Source organism: Janthinobacterium saanense, from assembly GCF_014200675.1.
Taxonomy (GTDB): Bacteria; Pseudomonadota; Gammaproteobacteria; order Burkholderiales; family Burkholderiaceae_D; genus Janthinobacterium.
The window spans coordinates 1-12,184 of the sequence record NZ_JACHCI010000034.1 but is presented as its reverse complement, the minus strand read 5'-3'; the positions used below and the strand labels follow the sequence as shown (position 1 = coordinate 12,184).

The 12,184-nt window shown below is 61.7% G+C and carries 13 protein-coding genes; 7 read left to right on the top strand and 6 right to left on the bottom strand.

Annotated elements, in window-relative coordinates; translation table 11 throughout:
• Positions 1-17 precede the first annotated feature (17 nt).
• The 4 genes from HDE72_RS27005 to HDE72_RS26990 form a co-directional block, all read right to left on the bottom strand.
• Entirely contained in the window at positions 18-479 is a 462-nt protein-coding gene (locus HDE72_RS27005) for a hypothetical protein (protein WP_183748563.1), read from the bottom strand.
• A gap of 294 nt (positions 480-773) precedes the next feature.
• Positions 774-1,691: a ribosome small subunit-dependent GTPase A gene (gene rsgA / locus HDE72_RS27000; protein WP_183748561.1), complete on the bottom strand. Its 918-nt coding sequence runs from the start codon at positions 1,689-1,691 to the stop codon at positions 774-776.
• Positions 1,688-2,053 (bottom strand): 4a-hydroxytetrahydrobiopterin dehydratase, encoded by a 366-nt coding sequence (locus tag HDE72_RS26995; RefSeq protein WP_183748559.1) that lies wholly within the window; start codon positions 2,051-2,053, stop codon positions 1,688-1,690. Before HDE72_RS26995 ends, rsgA begins: the two co-directional genes overlap by 4 nt.
• A complete protein-coding gene (locus HDE72_RS26990; RefSeq protein ID WP_183748557.1) occupies positions 2,050-3,324 on the bottom strand; it encodes a M48 family metallopeptidase in 1,275 nt (424 codons plus the stop codon). Before HDE72_RS26990 ends, HDE72_RS26995 begins: the two co-directional genes overlap by 4 nt.
• A gap of 55 nt (positions 3,325-3,379) precedes the next feature.
• Here HDE72_RS26990 and orn point away from each other — a divergent pair, with 55 nt between their 5' ends.
• Positions 3,380-3,976, top strand: coding sequence for an oligoribonuclease (orn, locus tag HDE72_RS26985; protein ID WP_183748555.1), 597 nt, complete (start codon positions 3,380-3,382; stop codon positions 3,974-3,976).
• A gap of 3 nt (positions 3,977-3,979) precedes the next feature.
• Here orn and gcvA read toward each other — a convergent pair whose 3' ends face one another.
• The gene (gcvA, locus tag HDE72_RS26980; RefSeq protein WP_183748553.1) at positions 3,980-4,918 is read right to left on the bottom strand and encodes a transcriptional regulator GcvA; all 939 of its coding nucleotides are present in this window, start codon (positions 4,916-4,918) and stop codon (positions 3,980-3,982) included.
• A 228-nt stretch (positions 4,919-5,146) separates the two neighbouring features.
• Between gcvA and HDE72_RS26975 the strand changes: the two genes are divergently transcribed.
• The 5 genes from HDE72_RS26975 to HDE72_RS26955 all read left to right on the top strand — a co-directional run bounded on the left by HDE72_RS26975 (position 5,147) and on the right by HDE72_RS26955 (position 10,149).
• Positions 5,147-6,052, top strand: a complete 906-nt coding sequence (locus HDE72_RS26975; protein WP_183748551.1) for a DMT family transporter — start codon at positions 5,147-5,149, stop codon at positions 6,050-6,052.
• Positions 6,053-6,245: 193 nt separating this feature from the next.
• Complete coding sequence (locus tag HDE72_RS26970) at positions 6,246-7,346, top strand: hemin-degrading factor (protein ID WP_183748549.1); 1,101 nt, start codon at positions 6,246-6,248, stop codon at positions 7,344-7,346.
• Positions 7,334-8,272, top strand: a complete 939-nt coding sequence (locus HDE72_RS26965) for a heme/hemin ABC transporter substrate-binding protein (RefSeq protein WP_183748547.1) — start codon at positions 7,334-7,336, stop codon at positions 8,270-8,272. Before HDE72_RS26970 ends, HDE72_RS26965 begins: the two co-directional genes overlap by 13 nt.
• Positions 8,269-9,318: a FecCD family ABC transporter permease gene (locus HDE72_RS26960; RefSeq protein ID WP_183748545.1), complete on the top strand. Its 1,050-nt coding sequence runs from the start codon at positions 8,269-8,271 to the stop codon at positions 9,316-9,318. The genes HDE72_RS26965 and HDE72_RS26960 overlap by 4 nt, the downstream gene beginning before the upstream one ends.
• Before the next feature lie 9 nt (positions 9,319-9,327).
• Entirely contained in the window at positions 9,328-10,149 is an 822-nt protein-coding gene (locus HDE72_RS26955) for an ATP-binding cassette domain-containing protein (protein WP_183748543.1), read from the top strand.
• Positions 10,150-10,166: 17 nt separating this feature from the next.
• Here the strand turns inward: HDE72_RS26955 and HDE72_RS26950 are convergent, their stop codons facing one another.
• Positions 10,167-10,865: a UPF0149 family protein gene (locus HDE72_RS26950; RefSeq protein ID WP_183748541.1), complete on the bottom strand. Its 699-nt coding sequence runs from the start codon at positions 10,863-10,865 to the stop codon at positions 10,167-10,169.
• Between the two features lie 105 nt (positions 10,866-10,970).
• On the opposite strand from HDE72_RS26950, the gene HDE72_RS26945 reads away from it, so the two are divergent.
• Complete coding sequence (locus HDE72_RS26945) at positions 10,971-11,984, top strand: serine/threonine protein kinase (protein ID WP_183748539.1); 1,014 nt, start codon at positions 10,971-10,973, stop codon at positions 11,982-11,984.
• Positions 11,985-12,184 lie beyond the last annotated feature (200 nt).

Below are 12,184 nucleotides of genomic sequence, written 5' to 3'. Positions count from 1 at the left end.
CCACACGTAGGGATGGTTCAGCGCGACACCAGCCGGATGCTGGCGCTGCCGTCGGCCGTGCTGGCGTTGGCGCTGCCGTCGGGCATGCGCAGTCCTGGCAAGAGCTGGGCGTCATCGATCACCACATATTCGCCCGAGTTTGTAAAGGAAAAAGCCGTGCCACGCTGGGTAACAAACTTGCCCGGCCCCTGGGGATAAATTTCCACTTCCTGTCTCGGTATGATGCTGTTCTTGTTGCTCAGGCGGCCCAGCACCTGCTGGCCCTGTATGCGCACGATCAGTATTTGATCATTCGATAGCTGGTAACTGTGTTCGATATCGAACTGTTCCTGCGTGCTGAGGCGGTAGGGCGTATTGACGTTGACGTGGACGCGGTCGGGAGGGGCGGCTTGCGCCAGGGCGCTGGCGCAAGCCAGCGTAAGCAAGGCTGTAGCGGCAAGCGCGGCAGCGGTAAAAGAGAGGCGGCGTGAGGTTTGCATGACATTCACCTTCAATCAGGGTTGAGGATAGAGAGTTAGACCGTGTCGTCGCTGCCAGGTTTCCTGCAGGGACAGATAGCAAGGTAGCAAACACCCTGTGCCGCAGCCAGCGACAGGCGATGAAAGGCAGGTTTCGGGCGCTGAAACGCAAAAAACGGGGATGAACGGATTTCGGATTAATAACGGATGAGGGGTCTTGCAGCGAAATTAAATTTCGTTTTCCGGAAAATTGCGGATTTTGCTATGGTTTTCCTCCCCGCCATAGCAAACAGCAGGGAGGTGTTAAAGCTCACATCAATACAGCGTCTGCGCCGATTCGTGCAGCAGCTGGCCATACAGGGTATGGCGCATCCTGGCGATCTTGCCCTCGGACAATGCTTGCAGGATCGCGCATTGCGGCTCGATCAAATGGCGGCAATTATAGAATTTGCAGCCGCCCAGGTAGGGCTGGAATTCGCGGAAGGCGCGCTCCAGCATGCCTTCGCTCAGGTGATACAGGCCGAATTCCTGGAAACCCGGCGAATCGATGATGGAGCTGTGTGCGCCCAATTCGTCGAGCTTGTACAGGCGTGTAAAGGTGGTCGTGTGCTTGCCGGTGTCCAGCGCAGCCGAAATTTCGCGCACGGCGATGTCGGCGTCCGGCACCAGCAGGTTGATCAGGGACGACTTGCCCATGCCTGATTGGCCGATTAAAATCGACGACTGGCCCGCCAGCAGCGGCGCCAAGGTGGCCACCGCGTGTTCCGGTTCGGCGCGGGCCGACACTTCATGCACGGGGTAGCCGAGCGAGGAATACGGCAGCAGGCGTTCGCGGGTTTTGTCCAGCGAGGCCGTGACATCGGTTTTATTGAGGATGATGCGCGCCTCGATACCGGCCGCGTCGGCCGCCACCAGCGAGCGTGAAATCAGGTCGTCGGCAAAGCCGGGCTCGGTAGCCACCACGATGAACAGCTGGGTCAGATTGGCCGCCAGCAGCTTGGATTTATATTGGTCCGAGCGGTACAGCAGGGTCTTGCGGTCCTCGATGCGGTCGATCACGGCCTGGTCGCTGGAGGTGCGCGTCAGGTGCACGATGTCGCCCACGGCCACATTGGTTTTCTTGCCGCGCGTCACGCATTGCAGCTTGGCGCCATCCACGTCGGCCAGGTAATGGCGGCCATGGGCGGCGATGATGACGCCGGTTAATTCGCTGCTTGATTTATTCTCGCTCATGGTGCCGTCACGCCGCTGTCGTAGATGAGGTCAGCCTTGGCGGCGCAGATGAAGTCGTTGACCGACAGGCCGCCGGCACCCTCGTTGACCGAGTGGGTGTCGTAGCGCGCGGCGCAGGTTTTGTAAGTAATGATGAGCTCCGGGTGATGGTCTTGTTTGTGTGTTATGTGTGCCAGGGCGTTCACGAACGCCAGGGTCTGGTAATAATTTTTGAAGCCAAAGTCGCGGCACAGCTTGCCGTCTTGCAGCGACCATTGCGGCAATAGCGCTAGCCAGGCAGCGATGGCGGCGTCGCTGAGTGCGTCCTGCCGCGGCGCGCAGTTGCGCTGGAGCAGTGCTTCCAGGGTGGTTGTTTGATTCATGCTGGTGTCCCTTTCAGGTGGCGGATGCGCACGCTGGCTGGCGGGTGCGAGTCATAAAAAGCAGAGTGCAGCGGGTCTGGCGTCAAGGTCGAGGCATTGTCTTCATACATTTTCACCAGCGCCGACACCAGGTCGTCCGCCTGCGTATGCGTGGCGGCAAAGGCGTCGGCTTCGAATTCATGCTTGCGCGAGCTGAGCGAGCTTAATGGCCCCAGCAGGAAGGTGAAGACCGGCAACACCAGCATGAACAGCAGCAGGGCCAGCGCATCCGTGCCCTGGCCGCTCATGGTCAGCGCTACGGGATTGACGCCCAGGCCCGCATAAAACCAGGGCTGCGTCTTCAGGTAGCCCAGCAGCGCCAAAAAGCCCAGCGAGATCAAGAACATCATGCTGATACGCTTGACGATGTGCTTGAGCTTGAAGTGTCCCAGCTCATGCGCCAGCACGGCTTCGATTTCCTGCGGCGCCAGGCGCGACAGCAGGGTGTCGAAGAAAACGATGCGCTTGTTGGCGCCAAAACCCGAGAAATACGCATTGCCATGGGCGCTGCGCCTGGAGCCGTCCATCACGAACAAGCCTTTCGAAGCGAAACCCACGCGCTGCATCAAGCCTTCGATGCGGTTTTTCAGCGACTCGTCGGCCAGTGGCACGAATTTATTAAATAGTGGGGCGATCACGGTGGGGTAGAGCACCATCATCAGCAGCTGGAAGCCGCTCCACACAAACCAGGCGTACAACCACCACAGGTCGCCCGACCTGGCCATCAGGGCCAGCACCACCCACAGCAGCGGCAAGCCGATGGCGGCGCCCAGGCCCACGCCCTTGATCATGTCGATGAAAAACAGGCCACGGCGCATGGTGTTGAAGCCGAAGCGCTGTTCCAGCACGAACTGGCGGTAATAGTCAAAAGGCAGGTCGATCAGGCCGGAAATGGCGGCAAAGACCACGATCAGGGCGATCTGGGACCACATGCCAGGGCCCGTCAGCGCCTGCACGTGTTCGGCCAGCCCTTGCAGGCCGCCCAGCAAGGTAAAGCCGATCAGCACGGCGCTATTGACGAGCAGGGTCAGCATGCCGAACTTGGTCTTGGCCACCGTGTAGTCGGCGGCCTTCTGGTGCGCCGCCAGCGGGATCTTTTCAGCAAATTCCGCAGGCACGGCTGCGCGGTGCGCCAGCACGTGGCGAATTTGCCGGGAAGCGAGCCAGAAGCGCACCACCAGGGTCAAAATGAGGATGGAAACAAACAAAATCGAAAACGCGAGTGAATACATGCTGTGCCTGTGAGAAAATGGCTGATTATTTAGTTTGATAGGCCAAGAGAGAATTATGTCACAAGCGACCGACTTAACTGCATCCGCTCCTGCACCCGCCGTCCCTGCGCGTCCAAATGAAATGAACCTGATCTGGGTCGACATGGAAATGACGGGCCTGGAGCCCGACACCGACCGCATCATCGAGGTGGCGGTAGTGGTCACGGACATGCACCTGAACCTGCTGGCCGAAGGTCCTGTCTTTGTCATTCACCAGTCCGACGAAACGCTGAACAAGATGGATGCCTGGAACAAGGGCACGCATGGCCGTTCGGGCCTGATCGAGAAGGTGAAAGCGTCGACCGTGACGGAAGCCCAGGCGGAAGCGGAATTGATCGCCTTCCTGAAAAAATACGTGCCTGCAGGCAAGTCGCCCATGTGCGGCAACACCATCGGCCAGGACCGCCGCTTCATGGTGCGCGGCATGCCGAAGCTGGAAGCCTTCTTCCACTACCGCAACGTGGACGTGTCGACCCTGAAAGAGCTGTGCAAGCGCTGGAAACCTGAAATCGCCACCGGTTTCAAAAAGCACCAGAAGCACACGGCGCTGGCCGACATCCTGGAATCGATCGAAGAACTCAAGTATTACCGCGAGAACTTCATCAAGCTGTAAGCGCTACTCCACCGCCGGCCAGACAGTTTCCTGGTCGGCGCGGGCTTCGGCGATCAGCCATTCGCAGAATGCGTGCACCTGGGGCCGCGTTTCTGCCTGGGGCGAGCGCAGCAGGTAGTAGCACAGCGGCCCCAGCACCTTGTGTTCAAACAGGCGCACCAGACGGCCCGAACGCAAGTCGTCGTCGATCAGCGGGCCGGCCGCAATCGCCACGCCCTGGCCGCTGGCAGCGGCGTCCAGGCATAAATAGGTATGCGAAAAGCGCGCGCCGCTATTGCCACTATTGCCACTGTAATGCACGCCGCAGCTATGCAGCCAGCGGGCCCAGTCGATTTCGCCGGGCAAATGCACTTCCGGTTCGTCGTGCAGCAGCGGGTAGCGCAGCAAGTCGTTCGGGGTGCGCAGATTGCTGGCGCTGGCCCGAAAGCCGGGGCTGCAAACGGCTGAAAACCATTCCTCCATCAATAAATCCACTTTCAGGCCCGGATAGCGTCCCGGTCCCAAACGTATCGCCACATCCACGCCATCGCGCACCAGGTCCACCGGATGCATGGACGCGAGCACGCGCAATTCGATATTCGGATGGCGGTCGCGCAGCCGGCCCAGACGCGGCATCAGCCAGCGCGATACCAGCGAGCTGGTCGCCGTTACCGTGACCACCTTTTCATCGCCCTGGCGGCGCGCCTGTTCCGACACATCGGCCAGCTGTATCAGGATGGGGCCGAGCGCAGCCGCATAGCGCTGGCCCGCGCTGGTCAGCGTCACGCCGCGCGGCATGCGCTGGAACAAGGTCACCCCCAACCAAGCCTCAAGCTGCTTGACGTGGTGGCCGATGGCGCCGGCCGAGACATGCAGTTCTTCACCGGCACGCTGGAAGCCTTCATGGCGGGCGGCGGCCTCGAAGGCGTGCAAGGAAGCGAGCGGGGGCAGATAGCGTGACATACAAGTTAGCCTTAAATCGGTGAGGCTTAATATTACTGAGCCTATCCGTGAAGAATATTGGTTTGTTTCATCTTACGCAAGCGAATATGATGCCGACTATGCGTTACACCACCCGCAATATCCCTAATGCATAACATGTCAGGACAGCCGCCCGCAAAGGCGATCCGCTTACCCAGCTGAGCTACTCCTGCTTGACCCCATATCTACCCGATTATTTAAGAGGTTCTCATGTCTGATCGCCGCGCTGTTGCGTTGGTGTTGCTGTCGGCCGCCGGTTTCGGCAGCTCCGCAGTGTTTGCAAAGGCCGCCTATGCGTCCGGGGTCAACCCGTCGACCATGCTGGCCCTGCGTTTCGTGATCGCCGCCGCACTGTTGCTGCCGCTGGTGTGGCTCGGTGGCTGGCGCTTGCCGCGCGGCCGTCTGCTGGCCGGTTATATGTTGATGGGCCTGATGTACACGGCGCAGTCGCAAGGCTATTTCAATGCCTTGCTGTACGCCAGCAGCGGCCTGTGCGGCATGCTGCTGTATGTCTACCCCGTGCTGGTCACCATCCTGGCCCTGGCGCTGGGCTGGGAAAAGCTGGACCGCCGCATGCTGCTCCTGATGGCGCTGGCCATAGGCGGTATGGCGATTACCCTGGGTGGCAAGCTGCAGGGCCAGCCCATCGGTATGGCCCTGGCGCTGATGGCAGCCGGTGTTTACGCCGTGTATATCTTGTTCGGCAATAGTTTGGCCAAGAGCAAGGAAAACATTCACCCGCTGGCCGCCTGCGTGGTAATCCTGGGTACGGCCGGTTTGGCCAATAGCGCGATTGCCGTATGGCAGGGTGTCTCGCTGCCAGGCACGGCAACGGGCTGGCTGGCGGTAGGCGTGATTGCCCTGTTCTCGACAGCGATTGCCATCGCCGCCTTCTTTGCCGGCGTGGCGCAGATCGGTGCGGCCAAGGCCTCGATCATTTCGACCTTCGAGCCAGTCATCACCATGGCCTTCGGCGTGACCTTGCTTGGCGAAAAGGTCAGCGGCACGCAATTGCTGGGCGGCGCCATGGTGCTGGCGGCGGTGATTTTGCTGGCGCAGCGCTCGGCCCCCAGGGCTTCGACCGAGGCCATGCCCGCCGTACAGGCCAGCGCCTGAGCCACCAACCACTTTTCTCACTCTGGTTTCCCGCAAACCAGGTTCCCTTGCGCCGCGTTTATCGCGGCGTTTTTTTATCTGACGCGCACAAATAAATTTCAGTTGCGAATGATTCTCATTTATAATCAACCCACGATCCATCCTGACCAGCCAGCGTGACGCCAGCCAGTGTTTGCCTTGAAAGGAATACACCGTGCCGACTACCTCCGCGCTCACCCCACGCAGCACCGCATCCATCGCTGGCGAATTTGCCCGCCTGCGCCGTGAAAAAAAAGCCCGCCACCGCGATATCGCCGCTGAACTCGCTATTTCCGAAGGCGAGCTGATTGCCGCCCACGCGGGCTTGTCCCTGGCCGATGGCGCCTTGCTGGGCGCCGAGCGCCTGCAGTCCGACTGGCCCGCCATCATCGCCGCCCTGGAGCCGCTGGGCGAAGTCATGGCCCTGACGCGCAACGCTTCCTGCGTGCATGAAAAAACCGGCGTCTATCGCAAAACCAGCCACAACAACCATGTGGGCCTGGTGCTCGGTGGCGAGATCGACCTGCGCGTGTTTTACCGCCAGTGGGTCCATGGTTTTGCCGTTCGCGAGATGGGCGAAAAGGAAGTCCAGCACAGCCTGCAATTCTTTGATGCAGCCGGCCATGCCGTGCACAAGATTTTCATGAAGCCGCAAAGCGACCTGGCCGCCTACGAGGCGCTGGTGACGCGCTTTGCAGACGAAGACCAGCAGGCAGGCATCGTCGTCACGGAACCCGCGCCTGCGCCTGCGGAACTGCCCGATGCGCAAATCGACGTGGCCGGCTTTCGTGCGGCCTGGGCGGACCTGCGCGACACGCATGAATTTTTCACCTTGCTGAAAAAATATTCGGTCTCGCGCCTGCAAGGCTTGCGCCTGGCCGAAGCGCGTTTCGTGCAGCAGCTGGACAAAGCCTGCGTGCTGGACCTGCTCAACGACGCGGCCCGCGAAAATGTCTCCATCATGGCGTTTGTCGGCAATGCCGGCATGATCCAGATCCATTCCGGCCCTGTGCAAAAGATCGCCGTGATGGGCCCGTGGATCAATATCCTCGATGCGCGCTTCAATCTGCATTTGCGCGAAGACCACGTGGCCAGCGCCTGGGTAGTGAAAAAGCCCACTGTCGATGGCCTGGTCACCTCGGTCGAATTGTTCGATGAAAAGGGCGAGACCATCGTCATGTTCTTTGGTGAACGTAAACCAGGTGCGCATGAATTGTGCGAATGGCGCAACGTCGTCGATAAAGCCCAACAGGAGTACGAATTATGCGCCGCCTGATCGCCGCCAGTGTCGCGCGCCGGATCGCGCTGAAAAAAATGGGCGTTGGCGCCTTGGCGCTGGCCGCGCCGATGCAGGTGCTGGCCGCCGTGGCCGACGCGGGCAAGCCGCTCGCCAAGACGCGCCGCATCGTCAGCGTGGGCGGCGCCCTGACCGAGATCGTCTACGCGCTCGATGCGCAGGCCGAGCTGGTGGGCGTCGATACGACCTCGCTATTCCCCGCCACGGCGCAAAAGCTGCCGCAGGTCGGTTATGCGCGCACCCTGTCGTCCGAAGGCTTGCTGTCGCTGGCGCCGACCCAGCTGATCGCCACCGAGGAAGCGGGGCCGACCACCGTGCTGCGCCAGGTGCGTGACGCCGGCGTATCGGTGGCCGTGCTGAACGCCAATAATAAATTTGAAGGCGTGCTGGAGCGGGTAAAACAAGTTGGCCAGCTGACGGGCCGCGTGGAACCTGCCTCGCGCCTGGCGCAAACGCTGCAAAAACAATGGGATGGCGCGCTGGCCAGCGCGCAGCAGCGCCGCCAGTCGCCTGCACATGCGCCGGTGCGCGTGCTGTTCATCCTCGCCCATGCACCGAACCAGGTGATGGTAGGTGGCCGCGAGACGGGCGCCGACGCCATGCTGGCCTATGCGGGCGCCGTCAATGTGATGGGCGGGCAGGGCGGATTTGCCGGCTACAAGCCGCTGACGCCAGAGGCGGTGATCGCTGCGCGTCCCGACGTGGTGCTGGTCACCGACCAGGGCTTGAAAGCATCGGGCGGACTCGAAGGCATCTTGAAATTGCCGGGACTGGAACAAACGCCGGCGGGGCGCAAACATCGCATCGTGTCGCTCGAAGCCATGCTGCTCTTGGGCTTTGGCCCGCGCATGCCGCAGGCGCTGACTGAACTCGACGCCGCGTTTGCGAAAGCCATGGCTACATGAGTGCTGCAAGCTTGGCGCCTGCGCGGCTTGCCAGCTGGCGCTGGGGCGCCACTGGCTTGCTGTTCGCCGCCCTGGCTGCCGGCCTGATGATCGCCGTGCAGGCGGGCGCCGTGCCGGTGACGCTCGATGACTGGCTGGCGCCGTTAAGGGCTGGCGACGATGGACTTTCGGGCGGCGCCTATGTGCTGTGGCATATCCGCTTGCCGCGCGCCTTGTTTGCCGTGCTGGTGGGCGCCATCCTGGCGCTGGCCGGCGGCCTGACGCAGGGCTTGTTCCGCAACCCGCTGGCCGATCCTGGCTTGCTGGGCATCAGCAGCGGCGCCGCCTGTTTTGGCGCCATCACCATCGTGTTTGCCGCCGGCCTGCATGTAGTGCCCGAGCTTCGCCTTTGGCTGCTGCCGGCCGCCGCGTTTGGCGGCGCCATGCTGATCTGCGTTTTGCTCGACCGGGTTGCGCGCTGGGCCACGCCCGGTTCCATCGTCGGCTTGCTGCTGACGGGCGTCGCCTTGAATGCGATTACGGTAGCCGTGATGGGCTTGTGCATCTACATGGCCAGCGACGATCAATTGCGCACCCTGACGTTCTGGACCTTGGGTTCCTTGTCGGCAGGCAGCTGGCGCCAGGTGACCGCGCTGCTGGTGGTCATGCTCGCTGCGCTGTGGGCTACGCGCCACTTGATGCGTGCCCTCAATGCGCTGGCCTTGGGTGAGGCGTCGGCGCAGCATGTAGGCATCGACGTGGGCAGGCTGCGCACGCAGGTGATCGTGCTGGTGGCGCTGCTGACCGGCTTTGCCGTGGCCTGGTGCGGCGGCATCGGTTTTATCGGCTTGATCGCGCCACACCTGGTGCGTACCTGGCTGGGCGCCGACCAGCGCAAAGTACTGCCGCTGGGGATGCTGGCTGGCGGCTTGCTGCTCTTGCTGGCCGATACCCTGGCGCGCACGGTGGCCATTCCGGCGGAAGTCCCCGTCGGTATTTTCACGGCCTTGCTGGGCGGGCCATTTTTCCTGATGCTGTTGCGGCGTTTCCGCCACAGCAACGCCTAGTAAGGGTTTATGCCGCTATTAGAACTACAATTTGCCACCGCCCGCTTGGGGCAGCAGTATTTCGGTCCTTTCAACATCGCCATCGGCGCGGGCGAGCGCATCGCCATCCTGGGGCCCAGCGGAGCTGGCAAATCGACTTTGCTGAAACTGATGGCGCGCGAACTGCGCCCGCAATCGGGGGCGCTGCAATTCGATGGCCGGCCGCTGGCGCACTGGTCGCTGGGCGAACTGGCCCTGCGCCGCGCCGTCTTGCCGCAGTCGGCTAACGTGGCGTTCGGCTTGCTGTCGGAGCTGGTGATCGGGCTGGGAAGAGTGGTCCGCCTGGCCGATCCGCAGCTGGACCACATCGTCAGGGAGGCCGCCGCACTGGCGCACGCCACGCATCTGCTGGGTCGTACGCTGGACACCATGTCCGGCGGCGAGCAGGCCAGGGTGCAACTGGCGCGCATCTTTGCGCAGATGTGGGATAGCGAAAACGGCTTGATACTGGTCGATGAACCGCTGGCGGCCCTCGATCCGGGCCTGCAATTCGATCTGCTGGAAAGCCTGGACAGTTTTGCCCGTGAGCGCGGCCACGCCGTGGTCGCCATCCTGCACGACATCAACCACGCCTTGCTGGGTTTTGAGCGCCTGCTGCTGGTGCGCTCAGGCCAGCTGACGGACGATATCGCCAGCAATGCCCAGGCCTTGCCGGCGCTGGAAAAACTGTATGGCATCGCACTGACGACGGCCACCAACGCCGATGGCGATGTGTGCGTGATTCCGGCGCGCGGTGGCAGTGGTAGCAAAGGCTTGCGCAAGCCGCGCCGGTATGCAGCATCGGCCGCCTGAGGGCGGCCGTCTGTCACTTACTCGGCAGCGCCGTCAGCGCCGCAGCACTTCTTGAACTTCTTGCCGCTGCCGCAAGGGCAGTCGTCGTTGCGGCCCACTTTCGGCTCTTCGCGCTTCAAGGTTTGCACCGGCGCCTTGCGGCGCGGTACCCAGAAACGGTGGATGGCGGGCAGGTTGGCTTCCAGTTCCTGGGCCAGTTTGTGCGCCTTGACCGGGTCTTCCACCAGTTTCAGTTCTTCTTCCTCGATCTCGTCGGCGCCCAGCAGGTAAATCGGCTGCATCAGATCGCCCACTTCGGAATCCCAGATTTCATCCCAGGAGCCAGGGCGCAGTTCCATGCCGTCCCAGAAGCCCCAGCACCAGGCTTCGGCGTCGATCAGGGTCTGGCCTTCGTAGTCGTGTTCGACGAACAGGGCCTCGAATTCCTTCGGCGCCACTTCAAACGTCACCAGCACTTCATTCATGAAGCGCATGATCAGGTTGATGATGCGTTCTTCTTCCTTGCTGTTCTTGAATTTCGGCGCATCCTTGACATCTTCGCCCCAGACGCGCGGCAACCACTCGGCCGGCATGATCGGTTCCGGGCCGATGGCGACGGCCGTCAGATAGCCGTGCAGCATATCCATGGTCATCGCGTCTTCGGAGCAGCGCTCCGACAACAGGAATTGGTCTAATTCGTCGAATTCTTTTTCTGATAATGGCTGTTCGAGTTGCATGGCTTGCTCTTTGTGGAGAATGTAAGCCGCTAGTATACGCCTTGCTGCCTGCTGCCGCCGAAGTGTTTGCACACATGCACCTGCCGGCCCCTTACAATGGCGCTTATGCACAACGAAAACCAGCCGCACGAGGACGCCCGGCCCGTCCATCCCTTTTCTGCACTGAGCCCCGATTGCGTGCTCGACGCCCTGGACAGCATCGGCTTGCGCGGCGATGGCCGATTGCTGGCGCTGAACAGCTATGAAAACCGTGTCTATCAGGTGGGTATCGAGGATGGCGCGCCGCTGGTGGCCAAGTTTTACCGCCCCGAGCGCTGGAGCGACACGGCCATCCTGGAAGAACACGCGTTTGTGTCCGAACTGGTCGAGCGCGAAATCCCCGTGGTGCCGGCGCTGGCCGTCCATGGCGCTACCTTGCACCAGTTCCAGGGCTTTCGTTTTGCCGTCTTCCCACGCCATGGCGGCCGCGCGCCCGAACTGGACGATCCGTACACGCTGGAATGGATAGGGCGCTTCATCGGCCGCATCCACGCCGTGGGCGCCTTGTCCGTCTATCAAGAGCGCCCGGCGCTGGACCCGCACACCTTTGGCGTCGAGCCACGCGACTTTTTGCTGGCAAACGATTTTATTCCGCCCGAACTGCTGGCCGCGTATTCCAGCGTGGCGGCGCAGGCACTCGACGGCGTCAAGCGCTGCTACGACCGCGCCGGTGATACGGCCGTGCTGCGTCTGCATGGCGATTGCCATGGCGGCAATGTGCTGTGGACGGACGCCGGCCCCCATTTCGTCGATTTCGACGATAGCCGCATGGGACCGGCGATCCAGGATTTGTGGATGATGCTGTCGGGCGAGCGGGGCGACATGGTGCGCCAGATGAGCGACATTCTGGCCGGCTACGAAGATTTTTGCGATTTCGACCCGCGCCAGCTGTATCTGGTCGAAGCGCTGCGCACCCTGCGGCTGATCCATTACTCTGCCTGGCTGGCCCGCCGCTGGACCGACCCCGCCTTCCCCGTCGCCTTCCCCTGGTTTAATACGCAGCGCTACTGGCAGGACCGCATCCTGGAATTGCGCGAGCAGGTGGCGCTGATGGATGAAGCGCCGTTGTGGCCAGTTTGACTTGCTCTGTGCCGCCAATCTTGATCTTATCGGTTTCTGATATAGAATCTATATAGATTCAACGTGAAACTCCAAGGAAAAACGATGGCCACGACATCATTCAATATGTTGATTAGCGCTGATCTTCATCTGCCAGCCTGAGCGAAGCCTCAGTTCGCCTGCCGGTCGCTGCGGCGGCGTACAGGAAGCGCCGCAGGATG

Coding starts and splice junctions, on each gene's coding strand:
- HDE72_RS26990 (WP_183748557.1), bottom strand. CDS start 3,324: ATGTATTCACTCGCGTTTTCGATTTTGTTTGTTTCCATCCTCATTTTG.
- rsgA (WP_183748561.1), bottom strand. CDS start 1,691: ATGAGCGAGAATAAATCAAGCAGCGAATTAACCGGCGTCATCATCGCC.
- orn (WP_183748555.1), top strand. CDS start 3,380: ATGTCACAAGCGACCGACTTAACTGCATCCGCTCCTGCACCCGCCGTC.
- HDE72_RS26975 (WP_183748551.1), top strand. CDS start 5,147: ATGTCTGATCGCCGCGCTGTTGCGTTGGTGTTGCTGTCGGCCGCCGGT.
- HDE72_RS26945 (WP_183748539.1), top strand. CDS start 10,971: ATGCACAACGAAAACCAGCCGCACGAGGACGCCCGGCCCGTCCATCCC.
- HDE72_RS27005 (WP_183748563.1), bottom strand. CDS start 479: ATGCAAACCTCACGCCGCCTCTCTTTTACCGCTGCCGCGCTTGCCGCT.
- HDE72_RS26960 (WP_183748545.1), top strand. CDS start 8,269: ATGAGTGCTGCAAGCTTGGCGCCTGCGCGGCTTGCCAGCTGGCGCTGG.
- HDE72_RS26995 (WP_183748559.1), bottom strand. CDS start 2,053: ATGAATCAAACAACCACCCTGGAAGCACTGCTCCAGCGCAACTGCGCG.
- HDE72_RS26965 (WP_183748547.1), top strand. CDS start 7,334: ATGCGCCGCCTGATCGCCGCCAGTGTCGCGCGCCGGATCGCGCTGAAA.
- gcvA (WP_183748553.1), bottom strand. CDS start 4,918: ATGTCACGCTATCTGCCCCCGCTCGCTTCCTTGCACGCCTTCGAGGCC.
- HDE72_RS26955 (WP_183748543.1), top strand. CDS start 9,328: ATGCCGCTATTAGAACTACAATTTGCCACCGCCCGCTTGGGGCAGCAG.
- HDE72_RS26950 (WP_183748541.1), bottom strand. CDS start 10,865: ATGCAACTCGAACAGCCATTATCAGAAAAAGAATTCGACGAATTAGAC.